This window comes from Devosia sp. 1635 (assembly GCF_013185955.1).
Lineage (GTDB): Bacteria > Pseudomonadota > Alphaproteobacteria > Rhizobiales > Devosiaceae > Devosia.
The window spans coordinates 201,473-225,060 of the sequence record NZ_JABAOM010000001.1 but is presented as its reverse complement, the minus strand read 5'-3'; the positions used below and the strand labels follow the sequence as shown (position 1 = coordinate 225,060).

General features: G+C 62.1%; 24 protein-coding genes. 19 read left to right on the top strand and 5 right to left on the bottom strand.

The annotated features are described in order from the left end of the window. Nucleotides 1–27: 27 nt before the first annotated feature. Nucleotides 28–975 (bottom strand): AraC family transcriptional regulator, encoded by a 948-nt coding sequence (locus HRU92_RS01180; RefSeq protein ID WP_173087418.1) that lies wholly within the window; start codon nucleotides 973–975, stop codon nucleotides 28–30. Nucleotides 976–1,072: 97 nt separating this feature from the next. Here HRU92_RS01180 and HRU92_RS01175 point away from each other — a divergent pair, with 97 nt between their 5' ends. After that, nucleotides 1,073–1,831: an SDR family NAD(P)-dependent oxidoreductase gene (locus HRU92_RS01175; RefSeq protein WP_172122662.1), complete on the top strand. Its 759-nt coding sequence runs from the start codon at nucleotides 1,073–1,075 to the stop codon at nucleotides 1,829–1,831. 47 nt (nucleotides 1,832–1,878) lie between these two features. On the opposite strand, the gene HRU92_RS01170 is transcribed toward HRU92_RS01175, so the two are convergent. Further along, nucleotides 1,879–2,988, bottom strand: coding sequence for an aldo/keto reductase (locus HRU92_RS01170; protein ID WP_172122661.1), 1,110 nt, complete (start codon nucleotides 2,986–2,988; stop codon nucleotides 1,879–1,881). A 104-nt stretch (nucleotides 2,989–3,092) separates the two neighbouring features. On the opposite strand from HRU92_RS01170, the gene HRU92_RS01165 reads away from it, so the two are divergent. Continuing rightward, nucleotides 3,093–3,983 (top strand): LysR family transcriptional regulator, encoded by an 891-nt coding sequence (locus tag HRU92_RS01165; RefSeq protein WP_173087416.1) that lies wholly within the window; start codon nucleotides 3,093–3,095, stop codon nucleotides 3,981–3,983. 65 nt (nucleotides 3,984–4,048) lie between these two features. Here the strand turns inward: HRU92_RS01165 and HRU92_RS01160 are convergent, their stop codons facing one another. After that, the gene (locus HRU92_RS01160; RefSeq protein WP_172122659.1) at nucleotides 4,049–5,635 is read right to left on the bottom strand and encodes an ABC transporter substrate-binding protein; all 1,587 of its coding nucleotides are present in this window, start codon (nucleotides 5,633–5,635) and stop codon (nucleotides 4,049–4,051) included. Next, complete coding sequence (locus HRU92_RS01155) at nucleotides 5,632–6,300, bottom strand: cupin domain-containing protein (protein WP_172122658.1); 669 nt, start codon at nucleotides 6,298–6,300, stop codon at nucleotides 5,632–5,634. Before HRU92_RS01155 ends, HRU92_RS01160 begins: the two co-directional genes overlap by 4 nt. Before the next feature lie 178 nt (nucleotides 6,301–6,478). Between HRU92_RS01155 and HRU92_RS01150 the strand changes: the two genes are divergently transcribed. The 12 genes from HRU92_RS01150 to HRU92_RS01095 all read left to right on the top strand — a co-directional run bounded on the left by HRU92_RS01150 (nucleotide 6,479) and on the right by HRU92_RS01095 (nucleotide 17,574). After that, entirely contained in the window at nucleotides 6,479–7,507 is a 1,029-nt protein-coding gene (locus HRU92_RS01150; protein WP_172124877.1) for an ABC transporter permease, read from the top strand. Nucleotides 7,508–7,682: 175 nt separating this feature from the next. After that, nucleotides 7,683–8,585 (top strand): ABC transporter permease, encoded by a 903-nt coding sequence (locus HRU92_RS01145; RefSeq protein WP_172122657.1) that lies wholly within the window; start codon nucleotides 7,683–7,685, stop codon nucleotides 8,583–8,585. Between the two features lie 166 nt (nucleotides 8,586–8,751). Continuing rightward, nucleotides 8,752–9,585, top strand: coding sequence for an ABC transporter ATP-binding protein (locus HRU92_RS01140; protein ID WP_172122656.1), 834 nt, complete (start codon nucleotides 8,752–8,754; stop codon nucleotides 9,583–9,585). Further along, nucleotides 9,582–10,313: an ABC transporter ATP-binding protein gene (locus HRU92_RS01135; protein WP_172122655.1), complete on the top strand. Its 732-nt coding sequence runs from the start codon at nucleotides 9,582–9,584 to the stop codon at nucleotides 10,311–10,313. The genes HRU92_RS01140 and HRU92_RS01135 overlap by 4 nt, the downstream gene beginning before the upstream one ends. 36 nt (nucleotides 10,314–10,349) lie before the next feature. Further along, nucleotides 10,350–10,841 carry a GAF domain-containing protein gene (locus HRU92_RS01130; RefSeq protein WP_172122654.1) on the top strand — a complete coding sequence of 164 codons (492 nt, stop codon included), beginning with the start codon at nucleotides 10,350–10,352 and terminating at the stop codon, nucleotides 10,839–10,841. Nucleotides 10,842–11,204: 363 nt separating this feature from the next. Next, nucleotides 11,205–11,897, top strand: coding sequence for a GntR family transcriptional regulator (locus HRU92_RS01125; RefSeq protein WP_172122653.1), 693 nt, complete (start codon nucleotides 11,205–11,207; stop codon nucleotides 11,895–11,897). Nucleotides 11,898–11,949: 52 nt separating this feature from the next. Then, nucleotides 11,950–12,897 carry a tripartite tricarboxylate transporter substrate binding protein gene (locus tag HRU92_RS01120; RefSeq protein WP_172122652.1) on the top strand — a complete coding sequence of 316 codons (948 nt, stop codon included), beginning with the start codon at nucleotides 11,950–11,952 and terminating at the stop codon, nucleotides 12,895–12,897. 2 nt (nucleotides 12,898–12,899) lie between these two features. Continuing rightward, the gene (locus HRU92_RS01115; protein WP_173087414.1) at nucleotides 12,900–13,430 is read left to right on the top strand and encodes a tripartite tricarboxylate transporter TctB family protein; all 531 of its coding nucleotides are present in this window, start codon (nucleotides 12,900–12,902) and stop codon (nucleotides 13,428–13,430) included. Then, entirely contained in the window at nucleotides 13,427–14,926 is a 1,500-nt protein-coding gene (locus HRU92_RS01110; protein WP_172122650.1) for a tripartite tricarboxylate transporter permease, read from the top strand. Before HRU92_RS01115 ends, HRU92_RS01110 begins: the two co-directional genes overlap by 4 nt. A gap of 20 nt (nucleotides 14,927–14,946) precedes the next feature. Continuing rightward, nucleotides 14,947–15,825, top strand: coding sequence for a dihydrodipicolinate synthase family protein (locus HRU92_RS01105; protein WP_172122649.1), 879 nt, complete (start codon nucleotides 14,947–14,949; stop codon nucleotides 15,823–15,825). After that, nucleotides 15,822–16,571, top strand: coding sequence for an aldolase/citrate lyase family protein (locus HRU92_RS01100; RefSeq protein ID WP_172122648.1), 750 nt, complete (start codon nucleotides 15,822–15,824; stop codon nucleotides 16,569–16,571). The genes HRU92_RS01105 and HRU92_RS01100 overlap by 4 nt, the downstream gene beginning before the upstream one ends. Before the next feature lie 94 nt (nucleotides 16,572–16,665). Next, the gene (locus HRU92_RS01095) at nucleotides 16,666–17,574 is read left to right on the top strand and encodes a PfkB family carbohydrate kinase (protein WP_172122647.1); all 909 of its coding nucleotides are present in this window, start codon (nucleotides 16,666–16,668) and stop codon (nucleotides 17,572–17,574) included. Between the two features lie 122 nt (nucleotides 17,575–17,696). Here the strand turns inward: HRU92_RS01095 and HRU92_RS01090 are convergent, their stop codons facing one another. Continuing rightward, the gene (locus tag HRU92_RS01090; protein ID WP_173087412.1) at nucleotides 17,697–18,428 is read right to left on the bottom strand and encodes an SDR family oxidoreductase; all 732 of its coding nucleotides are present in this window, start codon (nucleotides 18,426–18,428) and stop codon (nucleotides 17,697–17,699) included. Between the two features lie 97 nt (nucleotides 18,429–18,525). Here HRU92_RS01090 and HRU92_RS01085 point away from each other — a divergent pair, with 97 nt between their 5' ends. The 5 genes from HRU92_RS01085 to HRU92_RS20810 all read left to right on the top strand — a co-directional run bounded on the left by HRU92_RS01085 (nucleotide 18,526) and on the right by HRU92_RS20810 (nucleotide 23,183). Beyond that, on the top strand, nucleotides 18,526–18,948 hold the full coding sequence (locus HRU92_RS01085; RefSeq protein WP_248306938.1) for a helix-turn-helix domain-containing protein: 423 nt from the start codon (nucleotides 18,526–18,528) through the stop codon (nucleotides 18,946–18,948). Between the two features lie 161 nt (nucleotides 18,949–19,109). Next, complete coding sequence (locus tag HRU92_RS01080; RefSeq protein ID WP_127752256.1) at nucleotides 19,110–19,478, top strand: hypothetical protein; 369 nt, start codon at nucleotides 19,110–19,112, stop codon at nucleotides 19,476–19,478. A 370-nt stretch (nucleotides 19,479–19,848) separates the two neighbouring features. Beyond that, a complete protein-coding gene (locus HRU92_RS01075) occupies nucleotides 19,849–20,898 on the top strand; it encodes an HWE histidine kinase domain-containing protein (RefSeq protein WP_127752255.1) in 1,050 nt (349 codons plus the stop codon). 147 nt (nucleotides 20,899–21,045) lie between these two features. Further along, nucleotides 21,046–21,717, top strand: a complete 672-nt coding sequence (locus tag HRU92_RS01070) for a response regulator transcription factor (RefSeq protein WP_127755167.1) — start codon at nucleotides 21,046–21,048, stop codon at nucleotides 21,715–21,717. A gap of 2 nt (nucleotides 21,718–21,719) precedes the next feature. Beyond that, entirely contained in the window at nucleotides 21,720–23,183 is a 1,464-nt protein-coding gene (locus HRU92_RS20810; RefSeq protein WP_173087410.1) for a HAMP domain-containing sensor histidine kinase, read from the top strand. Nucleotides 23,184–23,588 lie beyond the last annotated feature (405 nt).

Here is a 23,588-nt window from a genome sequence, read left to right as displayed (position 1 = left end):
CGGACCAGGTTTCCCTGAGCTTCTCCGTCAGGCGATAGCGCCTTCGAATTCTTCTGCCGCCATGCCGGATGACGCAGCAGCGACCTCGCGCGCATAACGCACCGGCGATACGCCGACTTCGCGCATAAAGGCCACGCTGAAGGCGCTGGCCGAGCGATATCCGACCTGGCGGGCAATCTCGCTTACGCTCGCTTCCCGCTTGCGCAGCAGGTCCTTGGCCAGAGCCAGTCGCCAGGACTTGAGATATTCCATCGGCGCCATGCCCACAGCGCCTTGAAACCGATCGTGGAAACCTGAGCGGGACAAAGCGGCTTCTCGCGCCAGCTCGGCCACGGTCCAGCCGCGCTCCGGTCTTGCATGCATGCCCCTGAGCGCCACCGCGAGCCGCTCGTCCGCCAAGCCGCGCAGCAATCCCGGTGATTCTCCCAGATCGGCAGTGGAGCGGAGCGCTTCGATCAGCAGCACTTCGAGCAGATGCTGCAACACCACTTCTCGTCCCGGCTTGGTGCCCACAGCCTCATCGCCGAGCAACTGCATCAGCATCGCCAGCCGATATTCGCTGCGCACCACAACCACTTCGGGCAGCAGCGAGGACAACAAGCTCGCATCGTCCGACTGGAATATGCAGTAGCCCACCAGTGCCCGCATATCGGTCGGGCCATCAATGCTGCCGAGGCGGTAGCCACCGCTGGGCAGGATAACGGGATCGATCACCAGATTGGTGTCGCTGCTTGGCGCTTCGCTCCACATGCTGAAGTCGTGCGCAAAGGGGATCAGGATGAAGTCCCCCGCATTGACGAGGATCTCCCCGCTTTGGTGATCCCGGTAGCGCAGGCTCCCCTTGAGGACCGCGACATAATAGGGATTGGGCGATTGGGTCCGCCTCACCCGCCATGGTCCTGATCCGGTGACGCATTTGGAAAAAGGTGCGCCCGGTTGCAGCAAGCCGACGATCTGCGCGAGGGGATCAGCCATTCTGGACTCAATCGAAATAATCTTGGACGTTTGAAGATAGAACGTCCACCAGCCGATGACCACCTCCTGTTCGGCCAATCAAGAACAGGATCAAGCCATGACCGAAAATACCCGCATCGCACTCGTTACCGGCGCCAATCAGGGCATAGGCCTCCAGATCGCAACCGATCTCGCCGCCAATGGCGTGACGGTGCTGCTCGCCTCGCGCAATCTCGAACGGGGCAAGGCAGCCGCGCAAACTATTGCCGGCGATGTGCATCCTATCCAGCTCGACGTCACCGACGAGGCTTCGATCCGCGCCGCCGCGGCGCAAGTCGAACAGCAGTTCGGCCGCCTCGATGTTCTCGTCAACAATGCCGCGATTTCCCGGGCCAACGGCCAGGAAACCGAGACCATGCAGGACTATATCAAGCGCTCACGGGCAACGCTGATTTCGGTCGATGAAGTGCGCTCCATCTGGGAAACCAATGTTTTCGGCGTGCTTGCCGTCACCCAGGCATTTGTGCCCCTGCTGCGCAAATCGAAAAATGCCAGCATCGTCAATGTGTCGAGCAGCCTTGGCTCGCTCACCATCAACTCCAAACCCGGTCCCTATAGGGCAACGTTCAACCCCGGCTATGGCGCGTCCAAGACCGCGCTCAATGCCATCACACTAGCCTTTGCCATCGATCTTGAAGCGGAAGGGATCAAGGTCAATGCGGTGACCCCCGGCTATACCAGCACTGCGCTTAACAATTATGAAGGCAACGAAACCGTCGAGCAGGGTGCGGCCGAAGCCGTACGCGTCGCTCTCCTCGGCAGCGACGGCCCAACCGGCACCTTCACCGGATCGGTCAACGAGGCCTATCCCTGGTAAATCGAACCGAGATACGCCGAGGGGAGCCATGGCTCCCCTCGTGCTGTTCAGTGTGCCGAAGCGTTCCAGGGCGCAACCTCATTGCCGCCAAAGAACGCGCCGCGCGGCAACTGGAAGATGAAGTACGGGCTTGGGAGCGGCAGGGCGGTAGCCGCTTCAAGGCGCTGCAACTGATCAGCGGACAGCCTCACCTCAAGCGAGGCGATGTTCTGCACCAACTGATCGGGGCGGCTGGCGCCGATCAGCACGGAGGAAACGCCCGGCCGTGCCGCCACCCAGGCCAGGCTGACCTGGGCCATGGACTTGCCCGCTTCCTGGGCAATTTCGCGCAGGGCGTCCACCACCCCGAAGTTCCGCTCCGTGAACAGCATGCCGCCGAAAGGATTGTCACCGTTAAGCCGACCATCGCTCCCCTGCTCGCCGCCATCTCCGGCGCTGTCGGGCATAGCGGGCGCCTGCTCGGCACGCGAAAGCATGTCGCGACCATATTTGCCGGTTAGCAACCCGCCGCCGAGAGGGCTCCAGGGTACGAGGCCCAACCCGAATTCCGCTCCGGCTGGGGCAAGTTCAAGTTCGACGCCACGATCGATCAGCGAATAGGAATATTGCAGCCCAATCGGCTTGGGCAGCCCATGCGCGGCAGCCAGGGTGGCGATTTTGGCGACATACCAGCCTGGCGTATTGGAGAAGCCATAGTGCAGGATTTTGCCTGCGCGAACGGCGTCGCTCAAGGTGCCCAGAACCTCTTCTGCCGGCGTGGTGCGGTCCCAGACATGCATCCAGTACATGTCGATAACATCTGTTTGCAGGCGCTTGAGCGATCCCTCGATGCCGGCCCGGATGTTCTTCTTGCCATTGCCACCGGCAAGCGCAGTGCCCTGCTGGCGCGAAAAGCCGAACTTGGTGGCGACAACAAGTTTGTCGCGTAAGCCGCTCTGGGCAATGAAACGGCCGAGCATTTCTTCGCTCTGCCCGCCTGAATAGATGTCAGCTGTGTCAACGAAGTTGCCGCCCGCGGCGACATAGGTGTCAAAGATGGCGCGGGAGCTTGTTTCGTCGGTGCCCCAGCGTCCGGTGCCGAAGGTCATGGTACCGAGCGCGAGTGGGCTGACGACAAGGCCGGATGCACCAAGGGTGCGGTATTGAGTGAGACTCATGAGGCTTATCCTTCAAGGCTTGAGGCTGCACCTGACAAGTAGAGCCAAGAGTGGCACCCGATTAGCCCTTGCCCGTGGGATGAGCTTGTGAGCACCCTGCAACAATGGAACGAACGCCGCTCAACGATCTTGCCATGTTTGCTGCCATTGCCCGCGAGGGCAGCTTCACCCGTGCTGCATCTGTGCTGGGCCTCTCGACCTCGGCTTTGAGCCACGCCATGCGCGGGCTCGAAGCCCGGCTTGGCGTCCGGCTCCTGTCGCGCACCACGCGCAGCGTGTCGCCCACTCCCGCAGGCGAGCAGCTCTTGGCGTCCCTTGGCCCTGCCCTTTCGGCCATCGACAATGGCTTGGCCGGGCTTAGCGAATGGCGCGATCATCCATCGGGGCTGGTGCGGATCACCACTTTCGCCTGGGTGGCACAGACGGTGCTTGAGCCCAAGCTCCCCGCTTTCCTGCTGGCCAATCCCGACATACGGGTCGAGGTCAATATCGAGAACTCGCTGGTCGATATCGTGGCGGGCGGGTTCGATGCCGGCATTCGCTTTGGCGAAACGGTTGAAAAGGACATGGTCGCGGTGCGGGTGGGGCCGGACTTGCGCACCATTGTTGTGGCTACACCAGACTATTTCAGCCGCAATCCACCGCCTGTTTCCCCTTATGATCTCGAGCGTCACGCCTGCATCAATTACCGCCTGAGCACGTCTGGCGGGCTGCTGCCCTGGGAGTTTCGGCATGAGGGTAAAGACATCAAGATCAAGCCCTCCGGGCCCCTGATCGTCAATGAAGGCGCCTTGGTGGCGGCGGCTGTCCGGGCCGGCGCGGGGTTAGGCTACATGATGGAGCAGGATGTTGCCGAAGACCTGGCTTGCGGCCGTCTGGTGCAGGTGCTGGACGAGTGGTGCCCGACCTTTCCGGGCTGCTACCTCTATCACTCCAGCCGGCGGCAAAGCCCTCCGGCCTTGCGGGCGCTGATCGAAGCACTACGCGTGCGCTGAGAGCCGGCAAGCCGATGGGGCGTGGAGCGACGGCCCCGGAAGGGCCGTCGCAGGCATGAGCGGTGTTAGTTCTTGGTCACGAGGCGGTAGTAGACGAAGTCCGAGTTCGAGCCGTTCACATAGCCCTCGACATTGTTGGCCATGGCGATCTGCAGCGCCGCCTGGAACATGATGACGATGGGGCTTTCGGCCTGCACCTGCTTTTGCAGCTCCGTGTACATCTCGTTGCGCTTGGCCTGGTCGGGCTCGGCCAGCGCCGCGTTGACCGCTTCATTCATCTCGGCCGGCACTTCCCAGGCATTCCGCCAGGTGGTCGTGGCCGTGTAGTTGTCGTCCGCATTGTTGGAATTATAGGCGAACGCCTTGGCATTGGAGTGCGGATCCATGAAGTCCGGGCCCCAATACAGCAGCATGGCCTGGTGCGTGCGCTCGCGATACTTGGTGATCACCTGCGCGCCGGTACCCGGCAGGATTTCGAAATTGATCCCCGCTTCCGAGAACCCGGCCTGCAGCGACTGGGCGATATCGGTGAACGGGGCCGAATTGATCACATCGAGCGTCACATTGATCGGCGTCTCGATCCCGGCTTCCTCAAGAATCGCCTTGGCCTTCTCCACGTCATAGGTGAAGGGCGTCTCGTCATAGGAGCCGGGGAAACCCTTGGGCCAGAAGGCCTGGTGCTTTTCCATCTGACCCTTGAGGAAGCTCTGCGTCATCCCGTCATAGTCAACGAGGTACCGCGCCGCTTCCCAGATCGCGGGATCGGTGAGCTCATCGGTCTTCTGGTTGAACGACAGGAAATGCACCGCCGCTTGCGGATAGGCCTCGACCTTGACGTTTTCGCCCAGGCCCCCGATCTGGTCGGGCGTCAAATTCTTAGCGATATCGACATCGCCCGAGGTCAGCAGCAGCTGCTGGGTTGCGGCCTCGGCCACATGCCGGATCAGCACCTGGCTCATCGCCGGCGCGCCGTTCCAGTAGTTTTCGTTGGCCGTGAGGCGCACCAGCTCCGCCGGGCGATAGTCGGTCAGAACGAACGGGCCGGAGCCCGCCGAATGGGTGTTGAGCCAGGCATTGCCCCAGTCCCCATCCACCTCGTTTTCCATCACCAGCACTTCATCAACGATCGCGCCGGGACGCGCCGCCAACACGTTGAGCACGAAGGCCGAAGCGAAATCGCCCGTCCACTTGACGGTGACGGTGTTGCCCTCGACCGTGACCATCTCGTCGATGTTCTCGGGCGTCCAGCCCAGCTGGGTCAGGATAAAGGCGGGGGTGAGGTCGAGCGTCACGACGCGCTTGAACGAGAACTTGACGTCCTCGGGCCGCACCGGATTGCCCGAGGCGAAAGTCGCGCCCTCGCGCATGGTGAAGGTCAGCGATTTCGCCGCTTCATCGGCCACCCATTCGCTCGCCAGCCCCGGCGCGAGCACCGTCGTGTCGGCCGCATCATACTGCACGAGCTTGTCGTAGAGATTGGCGTTGATCTCGCCCGCCGAGAATTCATAGGCCTGTGCGGGGTCGAGCGCGACGATATCGTCGATATTCTGGGCGATCACCAGCGCATTGGCCGGGGTGGCCGCAGTGGCGGCGCCGGCCGCCAGCGGCAAGGCCAGCGCGGATGCCAAAAGGGCAGCGCGGAAGAGCTTCATGGGCGTTTCTCCTTGGGGATTGGTTTTTTCCGGACCGGCTTGTTCGCGCCGGCTTTGGCTTTGGTGATGGCCGGACACGGCCGGGCCGTGGACCGGAACAGCGCGAGCGTCCCCGTCCATAAGAGGCGCGCTGGTAGCCCAGTATGATTGCTCCAGGAATGGGGGCGATTGCCGCGGAAATGGAGGCTGTCCCCCGCTTCCATCACCATCTCCTCGCCATCGAGCCGCTGGGTGATCGAGCCTTCAAGCACATAAAGGATTTCCTCGCCCTCATGCGCCACCGTTTCGGAGCGATAGCCGGGCGGCACGATCATCAAAAAGCTCGACAGCTGGTTGCCCGGAAAATCGGCGCCCAGCCGCTCGTAAAGGATCGAGGAGCCATCGAGCGAAAACCGGTTGCGCTCGCCCGCTCGCGTCAGCGCATTCTGCGCGGCGGGGGCTGCAACGAAATAATCCATCGAAACGCCGAGCGCCCGTGCGATCTGCGCCAGGGTCCCGAGCGAGGGTGTGGCATGGTCACGCTCGACCTGGCTCAGATAACCCACTGAAACCTGGGCCGCTTCCCCTAGCGCCACCAGGGTCAGCTGCTGTTGCCGGCGCCGCGCACGGATCAACGCACCCACTTTGGGGTGCCCCGTTTCCCGTGTTGCCAGCGCCTCGGCCAAACCCGTCTCCACCAAAATTTTTTTGATATAAGCAAACAATTCTATATGGTGGAAGCGAAATATGCAGCTTCTGCAACACGGCGGTGAATGGCTTCATCGGCGCTATTGGTTTGTTCTGAAACAGGAAATCTGCGTGGCGCTCGATCAGCAATTGGCCTCTCCCGCCCTCGCTCCAGGCATGCGCAACAAGCGCCTCGGCCGCAACCTGCTGACCATTGGCGGCTTCCTGCTGGCGCTTTTCCTCACCTTTCTGGGCCTCCTGGCCATCACCTTCTTTATCGGCCGGGTGATCCCGATCGATCCGGTACTTTCAGTGGTGGGCGATCGCGCCACCCAGGCCCAATATGACGCCGCTCGCGCCGCCATGGGGCTCGATCAGCCCCTCTGGCAGCAGTTCATCGCCTATGTCGGCAATGTGCTGCAGGGGGATCTCGGGCGCTCCATTTCCACCGGCCGGCCCGTGGCCGAAGATCTCAGCCGCTTTTTCCCCGCCACCTTCGAAATGGCGACCCTGGGCATCCTGATCGGTGTCGCGCTGGGCGTGCCGCTCGGCGTCATTGCCGCGGCCCGCCAGGGCAGCTGGCTCGATCAGGCCATCCGCGTCGTGGGGCTCTTGGGCTATTCCGTGCCTGCCTTCTGGCTCGGGCTCGTGGGCCTGGCCCTCTTTTACGCCCGGCTGCGCTGGGTGGGCGGTCCGGGCCGGCTCGACATCTTCTATGATGGCCTTGTCCAGCCCGTCACCGGCATGATCCTGATCGATAGCCTTCTGCGCGGGGAAACCGAGATCTTCTGGAACGCCGTCTCCCACATCATCCTGCCCGCTTCCGTGCTCGGTTTTTTCAGCCTCGCCTATATCGCGCGCATGACGCGCTCCTTCATGCTCGACCAGCTGAGCCAGGAATTCGTCACCACCGCCCGCGTCAAGGGCGTGCCCGAACGCGTCGTCGTCTGGCGCCACGCCTTCAAGCCCATCCGCGTGCCGCTCATCACCGTTATCGGCCTCTCCTATGCCGGCCTCCTCGAAGGCTCGGTGATGATCGAAACCGTCTTTTCCTGGCCCGGCCTTGGGAACTATCTCACCACCGCCCTCCTCAACGCCGACATGAACGCCGTCCTCGGCGCCACCCTCGTGATCGGGGCGGTGTTCATCGTCATCAACAAGGTCTCCGACGTCCTTTACCGCGTCCTCGACCCGAGGGCCCGCTGATGACCGACTTGGCAACACGACCCATGTTCCTTCGCCTCTTCTCCAACCGCTTTTCTCAAGGGGAAGCGCCTTTGGACCTGTGGGCTTTCGCAATAATCTCCAACACCACCGCTGCAGCCCCCTCCCCCTTGAGGGGAGGGCTGGGGTGGGGGTTCGGGCCTTTGGACATCGCACAATGACCACCCGCGCCTGGCTCCTTGCCGATAGCCCCACCTCACGCCTGCAGGCCAATGCCGGCCGCGCTTATCGCGTGCTGACCGCGCTGCTGCGCAATCCGCTTTCCGCCCTTGGCGGCATCATCATCCTCGTGCTGATCCTCACCGCCATTTTCGCCCCCTGGATCGCCCCTTATTCCCCCACCGGGCAGAACCTGTCGGCTCGCCTGCTCCCCCCATCCTCCCAATACTGGATGGGCACCGATGAGCTGGGGCGCGACATCTTTTCGCGCGTGATCTGGGGCTCCCAGATCACCCTCACCATTGTCGGGCTCGTCGCGCTGATCTCGGCGCCACTGGGCCTGCTGGTCGGCGCCATCGCGGGCTATTTCGGCGGCTGGGTCGATCGCATCCTCATGGGCTTTACCGATATCTTCCTGTCGCTGCCCAAGCTGATCCTGGCACTGGCTTTCGTCGCGGCGCTTGGCCCCGGCATCAACAATGCCATCATCGCCATCGCCATCACTTCCTGGCCGGCCTATGCCCGCATCGCGCGCGCCGAAACCCTGACCGTGCGGAATGCCGAATATATCTCGGCCGTGCAGCTGGCCGGCGGCGGTCCGATCCGCATCATCGTCCAGCACATCCTGCCGCTCTGCACCTCCTCCATGATCATCCGCGTCACCCTCGACATGGCCGGCGTGATCCTGACCGCAGCGGGTCTGGGCTTTATCGGCCTCGGCGCTCAGCCGCCTTTGCCCGAGTGGGGCGCCATGATCTCGCGCGGCCGCACCTTCATCCTTGATCAATGGTGGGTCGCCACCATGCCCGGTTTTGCCATCATCATCGTCTCCCTCGGCTTCTGCTTCCTCGGCGACGGCCTGCGCGACGTTCTCGACCCCAAAAGCGAGGGCAAGAACTGATGACCAGGCTCAACAGAACCCCCTCCCTTCCCCTCCCCACAAGGGGGAGGTTGGTTGCGACTTCACTGGCACATCCCCTCCTCCGCACGATCCTCACCTCCCCCCTTGTAGGGGAGGCCAGGAGGGGGGTGTCCCTCCACACGCTCCGCGGTTTCGGAGGCACACAATGACCCCCCTGCTCGAAGTCGAAAACCTGCGCGTGTCCTTCCCCACCAATTCGGGCCGCGTGGAAGTCGTTAAAGGCCTCTCCTTTACCCTCGGGCGCGAGCGCCTTGGCATTGTGGGCGAAAGCGGCTCGGGCAAGTCTATGACCGGCCGCTCGATCCTCAAACTCATCCGCAAGCCCGGCGAAGTCACGGCCGACAAGCTGCAGTTTGCCGGCATCGACATCACAGCCCAAAGCGAGCGGCAGATGCTCGACATCCGCGGCGCCCGCATCTCCATGGTGATGCAGGACCCCAAATTCTCGCTCAATCCGGTGATGACCATTGGCGATCAGATCGCCGAAGCCCTTGTCACCCACCAGAAGCTGCCGCGCAGCGCTGTGCAGGCCCGCATCATCGAGATGCTCCATGCCGTGCGCATCAACGAGCCCGAACGCGTGGTCAAACTCTATCCCCACGAAGTGTCGGGCGGCATGGGCCAGCGCATCATGATCGCCATGATGCTGATCCCCGAGCCCGAGCTGCTGGTTGCCGACGAGCCCACTTCCGCGCTCGACGTGTCCGTGCAGGCCCAGGTGCTCGACATCATCGATACCCTTGTGCGCGACAAGGGCATGGGCCTGATCCTGATCAGCCATGACCTCGCGCTCGTCAGCCGCTATTGCGACCGCATCCTCGTCATGAATGCCGGGCGGGTGGTCGAGGAATGCGCCGCGGGACAACTCGAAAACGCCACGCACCCCTATACCCGTGGCCTGCTTGCAGCCATGCCGACAATCGATGAGAACCGCGACGAACTCCCGGTCCTCGACCGCACCCAATGGGCCGGCACATGAACGCCATCGACCTGCAGAACCTCGACATCTCCTATGGCGACACCAAGGTCGTCCATGCCGTCAATCTGTCCATTGCCCAAGGCGAAAGCTTTGCCCTGGTGGGGGAATCTGGCTCGGGCAAGTCAACCATCCTGCGCGCCATCGCCGGGCTCGCTCCCGATTGGACCGGGGCCATTTCCGTCATGGGCAAGCCGCGCAGCCATGGCGTCGATCGCGCCGTCTCGAGCCAGGTGCAGATGGTGTTCCAGGACCCCTATGGCTCCCTTCATCCGCGCAAGACCATCGATGCCGCGCTCAGCGAACCCCTCGCCATCCACGGCCTCGGCAATCGCGGCGAGCGGGTGGAAGCGGTGCTGCGCGATGTCGGGCTCGACCAGCGCTTCCGCTTCCGCTTTCCCCACCAGCTTTCGGGCGGCCAGCGCCAGCGCGTCGCCATCGCCCGCGCCCTGATGCTTAAGCCCAAGGTCATGCTGCTCGATGAGCCGACCTCGGCGCTCGACGTTTCGGTGCAGGCCGAGATCCTCAATCTCTTGAAGCGCCTGCGCCGCGAGCAGGGCCTGACCTATCTCCTCGTCACCCACAACCTGCCCGTCGTGAGTTTCCTTTGCGATCGCCTCGCCGTCATGCAGCGCGGCCGCATCGTGGAAATCGCTGACGTCGCCAATCTCAAGGCCCGCCACCTCAGCGAGCCCTATTCGCGCGAACTGCTGGCCGCCACCGAAGGCTAGCCGCCGCGCCTCTTCCAAGACCCCAAGGACCCAATCATGACTGACCACACCCAGGCCCTGCTCGCCTTTGACGCCGCCATTGCCAAGGCGACCACTGCCGAAGCGGCCTTCACTGCCCTGCAGGACCTCGCCCGCGCTACCGTGGGCGCCAAGCTCTTCACCATCATGCTGGTGGATATGGAAGCCGAGCTGTCGCGCCGCGCCTTTACCAGCGACCCCGTCAGCTACCCGACCTCGGCCACCAAGCCGCTCAACTACGGTCCCTGGTTCGATATCGTTCATGGCAAGCGCGAATATTTTGTGGCCAACACCATCGAGGACATCGCCAAGGTCCTGTTCGACCATGAGCTGATCAACCAGCTGGGCTGCCAGTCCGTCGTCAACGTCCCCATCATCATCAAGGACGAACTGGTGGGCTGCATGAACCTGCTCGACGTCGCGGGCCACTACACCCCCGAGCGCCTCCAGACCATTCGCGAAGTTCTTTCGATCCCTGCCAAGCTGGCCGTCCTCGCGGCGCGCAGCTAAGACCCTCTGCCCGGCCACGCTGCCCCTCCTCCTCAAGGGAGGACAGCGTGGTCGGACCGAACGAAGCCGGCATCGCCCCTCCGACTCAACGTCCTGGGGCTTGAGGTAAGCCCGGGCAATGCTGGACTGGGTGCCCTATCAAAGGTCCCCTGGCAGTTACTTCCAAACAAAAGGCTTGTTGCAGCCCCACCCCCAACTCCCCCTAAGCGGCCGCCCTTTGCCGCCGCACATCATTCGCGTTGCTTAGGGATTCACCGTCAATCGGTCGGGACGTCCTCAGCCGGAGCCCAGAGGCAATAAAGTCTTTGACATGTTTTCCGTTGACGGTTTACCGTTAACAAGCCTGAGGGGGAGATCGGGATAGTGGCCAACGCGCCAGCCTTCGTTATCAATCGTGATGCGCTTGGATCGCAGGTCGCTTCCGCGCTCCGCGAAGCCATTGCGGCTGGGCAATATGCCCGTGGCGAGCGGTTGATCGAGGCCGATCTCGCCGAAGCTTACGGCGTTAGCCGGGGTCCCATTCGCGATGCCTTTCGCATTCTTCAACTCGAAGGCTTGGTTGAAAGCCAGCAGCGCGGTGTAACCGTGATCGGCATCGATCAGGATGCAATCAGCGAACTCTATTCCCTTCGAGGAGCCCTCGAAGGGCTTGCCGTGCGCCTGGCTGTTCGTCGTGGCCCGCAGGAGGGATTTAGCGAATTGCGCAGATATGTGGACGGCATGCAGGCCGCTGCGGACGTCGATGATGCGGCGGCCTTCGCGCATGCCGATATTGCCTTTCACAACGCCATCTGCCTGCTATCGGGACACAAGCGCCTCACGGATGTCTGGCAGCAATACGAGGCAATCATGATGACGCTTCTGCGCCTCACGATATCCCTCGACCAAAATCTTCACGCCAGCACGGACAAGCACCGCAAGCTGCTCAATCTTATTGAAGCCGGTGATCCAGATCCGGCGGAAGCCGAACTCGCCATCCATCTCGACGGCTCACGCGAGCGGATGGTCAAGGTATGGGAGCGCGCCCTGCAAAGGCATCGGGGCACCCAAGCGTAAGCGAGAACCCGTCAGGGCAACAAATCCAAAAATTCTATCTAGGGAGAGAACCATGAATACCCGTCGTTTGATCATCAAGGCCATTGCCGCCACCGCGCTTACGGGCGTCGCCTTTTCGGCTCCGGCTTGGGCGCAGGACAGCTTTCCGTCCAAAGACATCACGTTTGTCGTTCAGGCTGCCGCCGGCGGCGCCTCTGACCGGACCTCGCGCGCTATCGCCGCGGAGCTTGAGAAGGACCTTGGCGTTAGCGTCATCGTCGAGAACCGCCCCGGCGCGACCGGCACAGTGGCCTTCGCCCATGTGGCCGAGCAGCCGGCTGACGGATACACGATTGGCTTCGGTCCGGTGGAATTCGCCATTGCCGAGCACCTCGGTTATGACTTCGACCGCGCCGACTACACCTACCTTGCCCAGGTCATGAACAGCCCGGTAGTTCTCGCGGTGCCCGCTAACAGCCCTTACAACACGCTGAGCGAGTTCATCGAAGCGGCCAAGACCACGGAAATGTCGGTATCCAACTCCGGCGCCGCGTCCTCCTTTGCGGCGACGACCTTCACATTGGCCAAGCTGACCGAAGCCAAGCTGGTAGGCGTACCCTTTGACGGTGGCGCACCAGCCGTGGCCGCCGCTCTTGGCGGCCATGTCAACGCCGTAACCGCCGGTGCCGGCGAAACCGCAAGCGCCTTTGCCGATGGCTCGCTCAAGGTCCTGGCGATCTTTGCCGAGGAAGCCCATCCCGCCTTTCCAGGAGTGCCCACCGCCAAGGAGCAGGGTTACGACCTTACGTTCGGCGCTTGGGGCGGCGTATATGGACCGGCGGGAATTCCTGACGACGTGAAGGCTATCCTTGAGGAGTCAATCAAGAAAGCGGCCTCCTCGCAGACTTTCCTCGATGCGATCACCCCTGCCGGCATCCTGCCTGTTTACAAGACTGGCGATGAGTGGAAGGCGTTCGTTGACGCTGAAGCTGCTCGCTATGCCGAAGTTCTGGCGCCCTGATCGTGGCCGAGCTTGAACAGCTCGCAACTTCGTTCGGCGGCCCCCTGCCGCTGGACGAAACAATTGCCGAGCCAGATTACTCTGCCGCTCCTTCCCGGCGCCTTGAGATCGCCATCGCCGTAACGGCGCTGATGTTGTCGCTGCTGGCGCTGTGGTTATCGCGCAATATAATCCTGCGAATGGGCGGCGGCGGGGTCGACCCCAAATGGTGGCCGACACTGTTGTCCGTGCTCGCCGCCGGTCTTGCAGCGATCCTGGTCGGCATGTCCTTTTTGGCTCCCCCGATGAGCCGGGGCGAGGTTGAAGCGACCGAAAAAGACGGCTGGATCCGGATGCTGGTCGCTCTGACCCTGAGCGCCATCTACGTCTTTGCCTGGTCAACCATCGGCTATGTCATTCCGACCCTCGTGTTCACCGCCGCCCTGCTGTTCCTGTTCGGGCTGCGCAGCTGGAAGGGGCTGGTGATCTTTTCCCTGGCAACAACCGCGTTCATTTACGGCCTGTTCCATTATCTGCTGAAAGTTCCCCTATGAGCGCCCTTCTTGACGGCGTGCTTGCCGTCTTTGAGCCAAGCGTCATGCTGTGCCTGAGCATCGGCGTGGTGGTTGGCATGCTGGTGGGTATGTTCCCCGGCATCACGGCCACGATGGCGGTGGCCTTGGCCAGCGGCTTCACCATGACGCTGGAGCCCGTGCAGGGGCTGGCCGTCCTCCTCACCATCTACGTGGCGGCGAATTTCGGGGATCGCATCCCCTCCATCCTCATCAACACGCCCGGCACGCCCGCCTCCATCGCGACCACCTTCGATGGCTATCCCATGGCCAAGAACGGTCAGGCCGGCCTGGCGCTGATCGTTTCAGCGCTGGTTTCCGCCGTCGGCATTGTGGCCAGCATGGTGCTCTTCGCCGGCGCTGCAGTGCCGCTGGCCCAGCTGGCACTCCGGTTCGGTCCGAGCGAGATGTTCGCCGTCGTGGTGCTGGCCATGACCATCATGATCTCGATCTCGTCCAAGTCGATCACCAAGGGCTTGCTCGCGGGCATTATCGGCCTGTTCATCGCCACGATCGGGCGCGACCCGATCACTGGCGACGCCCGCTTCACCTTCGGTATCCGCGAGCTCAATGGTGGGCTCGATTTCATTGCGGTCATCATCGGCCTGTTCGGTATTGCCGAACTGCTCGATCAGTTGCTTACCCATCGCAATCATGAAGTAAAGCCGATCTCGGCGCTGGGTCGGTGGTGGCCAACCAAAGCCGAATACAAGCGCATCGCCAAGCCCACCGCCATATCGGGTCTGGTTGGCCTTGTGGTCGGCATCATTCCGGGAGCAGGCGGTGATATTGCCGGCCTGCTCGGCTGGGATCGGGCCAAGGCTGCCTCCAGCACCAAGGCAACTTTCGGCAAGGGGAATATCGAGGGCGTGGCGGCTGCCGATACCGCCTCCAGCGCCACCTTGGGGGGCTCCCTCACCACCACCATGGCTCTGGGTATTCCAGGAGACTCGGTCATGGCGGTGATGATCGGCTCGATGATCGTCTGGGGCATCCAGCCGGGTCCCAGCCTTTTCGTCAATGAACCGGCCCTGGTCGCAACCATCACGGCCATCATGGTTCTCGCCACCTTCATCACGCTAGCCATCAATCTGGTGCGCATGCCCATGATGGTGAAACTGCTCGACATGCCCAAACCCTATATCTGGGCGACGGTCTTGGTCTTTTGCATCGTCGGCACCTACGCCACGACCAACAACCTGTTCACCGTCTGGGTGATGCTGTGCTTCGGTGTAGTCGGGCTGATCCTCAAGCGCTGTGGTATTCCCGCGGGCCCCATTGTGCTCGGCCTTATCCTCGGCCCCCTCGCAGAATCCAATCTGCGGCGCTCGCTGCTGATCGACGGCCCGACGGGCCTCATCGACAAGCCTATTTCGGCCACGCTGATCGGTCTCGCCATCATTGCCGTTATCGCGGCTCTCGGCTCCCCACTTCTGGCCCGCCGCAAGGCCAAACGGGCCAAAGCCAATCCGTCCTGATTTTACCTGAAAGTATTCCCATGCCTAAAAAGCCCATTATCCTGACGGCGCTACCCGTCGCTTTTGCCGAAGACGGTTCCGTATCGCCTGAAGGCAACGCCGCCATTCTGCGTAAATGCGCAGCCTCTGGCGTGGACGGCGCCTTTGTACTTGGCACCACGGGTGAATTTCCCTCGCTCAGCGAAGACGAGCGCCAGGCGCTCACCCGCCTCAGCCTCGACATTCTGGGCGACAAGCAGGTGGTGGTCCATGTCGGTGCCGCCAGTCTTTACCAGGTCGAGCGGCTGATCCAGCAAGCGCGCGCCGAAGGCGCAAAGTATGTCGCCGCCATCACACCCTATTTCCTGCCGTCTACAGAGGAAGCCCTGCGCCAATTCTATGCGCATATCTCGGACATCTCGGACGGCCTCGGCGTCTTTGTCTACATCTTCAAGGCCCGCACTGGCATCACCGTGTCACCCCAGCTCATGGCCGAGCTTGCGAAGCTTCCCAACATCATCGGTGTCAAAATCAGCGGCGAATCCCTCGAAACGGTCGGCACCTATCGGCAGCTCTTGCCACCCGAGTTTCTGGTGCTGACCGGGTCGGATCGCGAGATCGGCAATCTCGACCAAGTCGGGGCCGATGGCGTGATCTCGGGCATTGCCTCGGTCTATCCCGAACCTTTCGTCGCCATGGCGGGCGCGGTTGCCCGCGGCGAAACGGACCGGGCGGAATTGCAGGCCGATGTTGAGGCAGCGGTGGATGGTTTGCTCGGCGACATCGAACGGCTCAAGACTGGCTTGCGCCTGCAAGGCATTCCGGCCGGCCGGGCGCGCATGGCTGTCGGCCTGCCCGATGCCGAGGCCCTCGCCACCATCGAGGCCCTCCACACCAGGTTCGGGACACCCGCACAATGAGCCTCAAGCAACGCTTCACCAGCGGCGAGATGAGCTATGGGGCCTGGACCGGATTTGCCGACCCGCAGGTCGCGCAGATCATGGGGCGCGCCGGGTTCGACTTCATCTGTGTCGATCTACAACACAGCTTCGTTTCCATGTCCCAGCTCAGCCCTTTGCTCGACGCTTTGCACAAGGCCGGCTCGCCCGCTGTTGTGCGCGTGCCGTGGAACACGCCGGACCTCATCATGCGCTCGCTTGATTTGGGGGCCGAGGCGATCATTGTGCCCTTGGTCAACAATGCCGAGGAGGCTCGTTCAGCCGCGAACGCCTGCCGCTATGCCCCCGCAGGCAACCGCAGCTGGGGACCGATCTGGCGCAATGTGCGCGCCAGCGTGCCACAGGCGCCCGAGGGCGATGCCACCGCCACTTGCCTCGTCATGATCGAGACGGCCGAAGGCCTCGCCAATGTAGATGCGATCCTCGCGGTCGACGGGGTTGATGGCATCTATATCGGCCCCAACGACCTCTCGCTCAGCATCGGTCTCGAGCGCAAAGGCTATCTCGAGTCGGACAAATTGCGCGAAACTATCCTGCATGTGATTGCCCGCGGCCGCGCTGCCGGCAAAATTGTCGGCATCGATTGCGGCGGGCCCGAACAGGCCCACTACTGGCGCGACCAAGGGGTGAGCTTTGTCATTTCAGCTAACGATTCCGACCTCATCGCCCAGGCAGCCAGTGCGATGGCAAAGTCAAACCGTGCCTGAACTGCTCCATGCATGATGACCGGCAATTCGGTCGCCGGCCCTTCGGGGCCGGTGGTCCATCCTGTGTCAAACGTCGGGTCCTGAGTTGCCCTTGATGACCAAGGTTCCCCACATTGTTTTCGCCGGCGCGGCAACCATGGACATGATCTTTGCTGTCGACGCCTTGCCAACCGCGCCGGGCAAGGTGCTGCCCAAGGCGATGATTCAGGCGGCACATGGCATGGCAACCAGCGCCGCAATAGCTGCGGCCCGCCTCGGGGCAAGAACCTCGCTCATTACCCGTATCGGCGATGACAGCATGGGCGACCAGTTCGTTGCCCAGGTCACAGCAGAGGGCGTCGATTGCGAACACATCCGGCGCTTTGAGGGCGTTCCTACGCCCCTCAGCGCGGTCATTGTCGACCGCAGCGGCGAGCGATTGATCCTGCCCTACTATGACAAGGGTCTCGGGGTTGATCCGGATTGGATCCCCGAGACTCTCATTCAATCGGCAGATGCCGTTCAGGTCGACATCCGCTGGCCAGAAGCCGCCACGAAAGTGCTTTCCCTTGCGCGGGGAGCCGGCAAGATCGCCGTGCTTGATGCCGATACCGGGCCGCCCGAGGTGATCCTTGCTCTGGCTGCCTTGGCGAGCCACACGGTTTTCTCGGCTCCAGCGGCAATGCTGGTTTCTGGCACCGACTCCGTTGTAGCGGCCACACGCGCGTTGACCCGCCGCTTTGCCGGCTTTGTCGGGGTTACGGACGGTGCCCAAGGTTGCTTTTGGCTGGAGAACGGCAGCCTGTACAACCTGCTGCCCCCTGCGGTGGATGTTGTCGACACGTTGGCGGCGGGCGACGTTTTTCACGGCGCCTTTACGCTGGCCCTCGCCGAAAGCCGCAGCATTCCAGAGGCTGTTGCCTTCGCCAATGCCGCCGCGGCGCTTAAATGCACAGTCTTCGGCGGCCGCCTCGGCTCGCCCAACCGCGCATCCGTACTGCGCTGCCTCGCGCAAGGGTTATGATGAGGCAGCGAGCAGGAAATCCTGGCTGGGGCGCCAGTTTCGCAGCTGAGAGGTAAACGCCCTTAACCCGTTGATATGCTAAAGACGGGAACTAAACCTAGAACCGCACATCGTGATAAACCTCAAACCTGTGCCATGCCGCCGTCGACTGGCAGCTCGGCTCCCGTGACGAAACTCGCCTCGGCGCTGGCGAGGAAGAGAGCGGCGGCGGCGACCTCGTCCGCACGTCCCATGCGTCCCAGCGGGATCATGCCCGTCAGGATCGCCCGCATCTCGTCGGAGGCGGACGCAAACATCGCCGTGTCGGTGGGACCGGGACTGACGACGTTCACGCGGATGCCTCGCGGTGCGAGCTCGTTGGCCCAGGTTCGGGCGAACGAGCGGACCGCGGCCTTCGTCGCTCCGTAAGCCCCGTAGCCTTTGGTGCCAATGTCGCCGGCGATGGAGCCCACCAGAACGATTGAGCCCCCAGCGCCCATGTGACCTGCAGCGCCCTTGGCGGCGAAGACAAGTGAGCGGACATTGAGCCCGAAGGTGCGGTCGAAGTGTTCCTCGGTGAAGCCGTCGAGGGTGGCGAACTCCGAAAGGCCCGCGTTGACCACAAGGATGTCGATACGCCCGGCGTCCCCGTAGATCCGGGCGATCGCCGCTTCGAGATCGGCCGGCTGGGAGGCGTCGGCCGATACGGAGCGAATCGAGCCTGTCCCCACCGACGTGGTGGTCCCTTCAGTTTTGGCGGATCGGCTGGTGGCACAAACGTTCGCCCCCTCCTGCGCGAAGCGATGGGCGATCGCGCCTCCGATACCTCCCGAGCCACCAATGATGAGGACTGTCTTATCTTGGAGTTTGGTCATATCTCATCCATCTGATGTTGATGGACGCAGCAATATAGATCCTATATCTACGGTCAATTACGCACTGCCTTTAGCGTAGATATCGCGGAGTATACCTTTGTCCAAAGCCACGACGGAGATGCGCACCTCCCAACGATACCCCCGTGCGCCTGCTCGGCAGGCGCCCGACGAAGCTCTGATCGACGCGCGCACGACGCGGCCGATCCTGGAGCAGATCGCCAACAAGTGGTCGGTGCTGATCCTGACAGTCCTATGCACGCGACCGTCGCGCTTCAACGAGATCATGCGACGTCTCGAGGGCATCACCCACAAGGCGCTGGCGGATGCGCTGAAGCGATTGGAGCGAAACGGCCTCGTCAAGCGCACAGTTCTGCCAACGACGCCCGTCGGCGTCGAATACACGATCACCCCGCTTGGTCGTTCACTGCGGGAGCCGTTCCAGGCGCTTTACGCATGGGCGCTCGAGCGTGGTCCCGAGCTCGAGCAGGCCCAGGCCGACTTCGACCAACGAAACGAATAGATCGGTTCCAAACGGGAAGTAAGGCTCACGTCGGTGCAGCGTTGGGGCCGAGACGCCCGCCGGAAAGAATTCCACTGATAATGCGAAAGTGGAAATCACGCAATCTGGACGCAATGCTCGAGCGAGATGATGGGGATGTTCAAAACAGAAAGGAACATCCTATGCACAACAAGTTCATCACTGCCGCTGCAGCAATCTTCCTGGCCACGGCTTCCGCGAATGCAGCAGAATCCCTTCTCTCCGACCGCGAGGTTCATGGAAGGACTGTCCTTGATCTTACTTCGACATTGCACAGCCGTGGGATCGATGCCGAGCACGTCGAAGCCTGGGGCGACTCCATTCGTGTCGACGCGATCAAGGACAATGGCGAGCGCTACGTCGTCATGCTCGAGAAGGACACCCTTCGCCCGGTCAGCAACTCGCCCAAGCGCTCAGCCGTAGAACATACGAGCCCGGTCGCCGGTTTCAAATGGTCCCCACTACCGGCCGCGACCGCTGAATCCTTGGTCGGCCAGGAACAAGAGAATTAATGGGTTCCAGCGCTCAAGTGCCCTGCCCTGCTGCAGCCCACCTGAGCGCCTTCCCACCTCTTGGCAATCGCGTCCCGTGGAAAGGCTCAGGAACGATGTCCCCCGCGATCAGGGGTGCCACTGGCAAGCTGACTGTCCGAATAAAGAGCGTTGATGCAGCAGCCGCCCCATCGGGCGCCAGGCGGTGCCGACAAACGGCATCCCCCCCGGTCCAGGACTAGCTTGTCCAGTGCAGCGCGATAAGGCGCGATGCCTCCGCCACACTTCTTTCAACTGGGGAGTCGTCTCCGGTGATCTGCTGTTCGACACACGATTACAGTGATCCGCAGCTGTCAGATGCCTCCACATTACGGCCCCATATGGAGCGAACATGAACGATAACTACGACTTCGCCAGTCCGAACACTGGCGGCTGGACCGCCGCTGCGGCGGGATCGGTACTCCAGTCCGTCTTGCAAGATGCTGGAGTGGGAGTCTGGGCGCTCGATGTCGCCACCGAAACTCTCATTGCCTCAGAACAATGCAAGCTCATGTTCGGGCACCGGCCGGAAAGCCCGTTCAGTTATGACGACATGCTCTATGCGCTTGATGGTCAACATCGCAGAACCTGGCGCGAAGCCCTCGACAAGGCCATCGAGACCGGCGAGGAATTGGTTGTAGAGGTAAAACTGCAAACCCCTTTGCACCAGGTTCGCTGGATCGAGCTCAGGGGAAAGGTCAGTGGCGCCTTGATCAAGACCGCGCCCATCATCACCGGGGTTTTGCTCGATATCACCACCCGTCGCGAAGCCGACGAGCATCGAAAGCTGCTATCAAACGAAGCCAGACACCGGGCTAAAAACTTTTTCGCGCTTGCACAAGCAGTTGTCGCTCAGTCGATAAGGACAGCCGTTTCCCTGCAGGATGCCCAGGCTCGCTCCATGGGTAGACTGCAAGCCTTGGCCAGCGCTCAGGATCTTATTCCCGACCTCGGTTGGGGTTGCGCGGATCTGGCTGACGTCGTCGAGAAAAGCGTCTTGCCGTTCCAGGCGGACAACATCCATACGGCCGGCCCGCACGTTCTACTCGGCCCCAAAGTTGTTTCAACTCTGTCGCTGGCCCTCCATGAGCTTGCGACCAATTCCACCAAATACGGCGCTCTTTCGGCCTCGGGCGGATCGGTCGAGGTGTTCTGGACTATTGAACAGCAGGAGACTCTGATGCTGCGCTTCCGCTGGATCGAAGCCGGTGGCCCGGAGGTGGTCTTTCCGGTCCGAAGTGGATTTGGCTCACGTATACTCGGAGAGCTTGTCCAGCTAGAGTTACGAGCGACAACGAGGATCGACTTCCGTCCAAGCGGCGTGATCTACGAGATCGTGGCGCCAGTCGCGAGCTTGTGCATGGAGCCAGGGTCCGGGCAGTTGCCGAGAACCGGCGGTTAGGGCCGCTTTGAAGGCGGGCTTGCGTGATCCAGATGCCGGTCCGATCACTTTGCAGGAACCTTACAAAGACAGCGCTCTACCCGCAGAATCCGCAACATTACGGCAATGTCCGCGTCGCAAGCCATACAGGAACACAGGAGGCGGGCCGTGCGGATTTTGCTGGTTGAGGACGAACCCGATATGGCGGCCAATATCGCTCAGGCTCTTGGCCGCCAGGACATGATCATCGATCACGCGCCCACGATCGAGCTCGCAACTGAAGCCATTCTGGCAGGGGTTCACGACGCGGTCCTGCTCGACCGGCGCCTTCCGGACGGAGAAGGTCTCGACCTGCTGCCGGTGATCCGGAAACATCTGAAAGGCGTTCCCGTGATCGTGCTCTCGGCTTTGAAAACGAGCCCTGACCGCGTTGCCGGTCTGGAACTGGGCGCTGACGACTATCTCAGCAAGCCCTTCACCTTCGACGAGATGCTCGCACGGCTAAGGGCGGTGTTGCGGCGCAGCGCTGTTCTGTCGCCCGATGTCATTCGGGTGGGAAACGTCACATTTGACACCCAGTCGCGCCAGGCGGCGGTGAACGACGTTCTCCTGCCCTTGCCCAGGCGGGAGATGTTGATCCTTGAAACACTGATCCGTCGGGCTGGCCGGGCCGTGACCCGGGAAGGGCTGGAGGATGCGGTGTTCAACTTCGACGATGAGATTGCGTCAAATACGCTGGACGCCCACATTTCCCGGCTGCGCAAGCGTCTGACCCAGACGGGGGCTTCTGTTGAGATCCGAACCCTGCGGGGTGTCGGCCACCTTCTGAAAGCGCTTTGACGGTGGCTGCAGGACGCTCTCTGCGCAGGACGCTGACCACCAGGCTGCTGCTCTGGCAACTGGCGGCTCTGCTTACCATAGCTTTGAGCAGCGTGTTCTTTTTCTACTATATCGAGGACTATACCGGAGCCAAGTTCGACCTTGATATCTCCGAGATCCTCGCGGATGGCCTGGTGGCCGAGGGCGGGGCGCTCCGGATCGAGGATACCCAAGACCTTGCGGAAGTGCGCCGGTCATCGCCCGGGCTCTGGTACGTTGTTGTGGACGAGTTCGGGCGGCGGGTCGTCGGGGGCGAGGTTCCGCCACAAATGAACTCGCTACTGGATGGGCTCGCTGACATCGAAAGCCTGGAGGTGCTCGGTTCAACCAGCGACTTCGATGGAGCCATGCTGTTTGAGGAGGATTCCCGGGTTGGGGACGTCAAGGTCATGTTCGGCGGCGGAGCGAGGCCGAGCTGGATCGCGGGCATGCTGTCCTTTGCCGGACGCGAAGTCGGCCCCCTGTTCGTGCTTCTCGTTGCGGTGCTCGGTGGTTTGACGATGCTGGTGGTTCCGCAGGTCGTGCGCGCCAGTTTATCGAGTCTGCGGGCCGTCGAACGCGTGGCTTCCCGGATCGACATCGAACAACGTGGCGTGCGGCTGCCGAGCGATGAGGTGCCCTCGGAGGTCGCCGCGCTCGTTGATGCGATCAATGCCGCTCTGAGCCGCCTGGACGATGGCTATGCCGAAAAGCAGCGTTTCCTCTCCGATGCCGCCCATGAGTTGAGGACGCCGATCGCCATTCTGTTGAACCGACTGGAGCTGTCCCGCAAAGGGGAATTCGACCATCGCGTCCTCATGGACGTACACCGGCTGGCCAATTTGGCCGAACAGCTCCTGGATCTGCAAAGGATCGAGCATCAGGAGACGGCGCCTCAGCCGGTGGAAATGGTGGCGTTGAGCCGCAATGTCATGGCCAACCTGGCGCCCCTGGCGATTGCGGCGGGGTATGATCCGGTCTTTGACACGGAGGTGGAAAGTTTGGTGGTGCTGGGCGATGCCAGCTCCCTTGAGCGTGGCCTGATCAACCTCGTCCAGAATGCGATTATCCATGCGGGCGGCGAGGGTGAAATCCTGCTGACGGTCCATGCGGACCGGTCGATCGCCATCAGCGACAGTGGACCCGGTATTCCCGCAGATCGCCGCGATTGGATTTTTGAGCCATTTCATCGCATCAAGCCCATGAACGAAGGGTCCGGTCTTGGCCTGAGCCTCGTCAAGGAGATTATCAGGCGGCACAACGGCAGCATCTCTGTGGGCAGGAGCGATAACGGCGGCGCCAAGTTCCTCGTGCGGTTCAGCAAGGGCAACGAAGCGGCCTCGGCTAGTGGGGCAGCGAGGAAGGTGGGTGGTCCGCGTGAGGGGACCGACCGCTTGGACACCAGTGAGCCCCCGCTCCGATCAACTCGGCGAGAACCGCCGAACTGATCAACCCGTCGCGCCAGCGCCAAGGGCGATCACCACGCAATTGGGCCCGTTCATGGTTTGCGCACAAGCCGATCCTGCGTGACTATCCCGATCTCAAGGTCGAGCTCTTCTCCGTTCAACCCATGCGATCGAGATCCTGAAGGCTGCCCGGGCGGTTTGCGGTCGGGGAACAGCTTTGAACGGGTGGATCGCAGACCGATAACTTCTGGGCAAAGCTCCAAAGGCGAAAACCTTTAGCGACAAGCGCTACCGGGATATCGACAAACTTAGTGTCGACGGCTCCTACCCGGAAGCCGGCAGCCACTTTGGACTTTGTCGATCGGTTCTGAACAGCCCTAGAGAATAGCAGCGGTGTACTTGGCCCCCCAGGTTTCCTCCGCTGCAAGCCGCTTTAGGTATAATTTG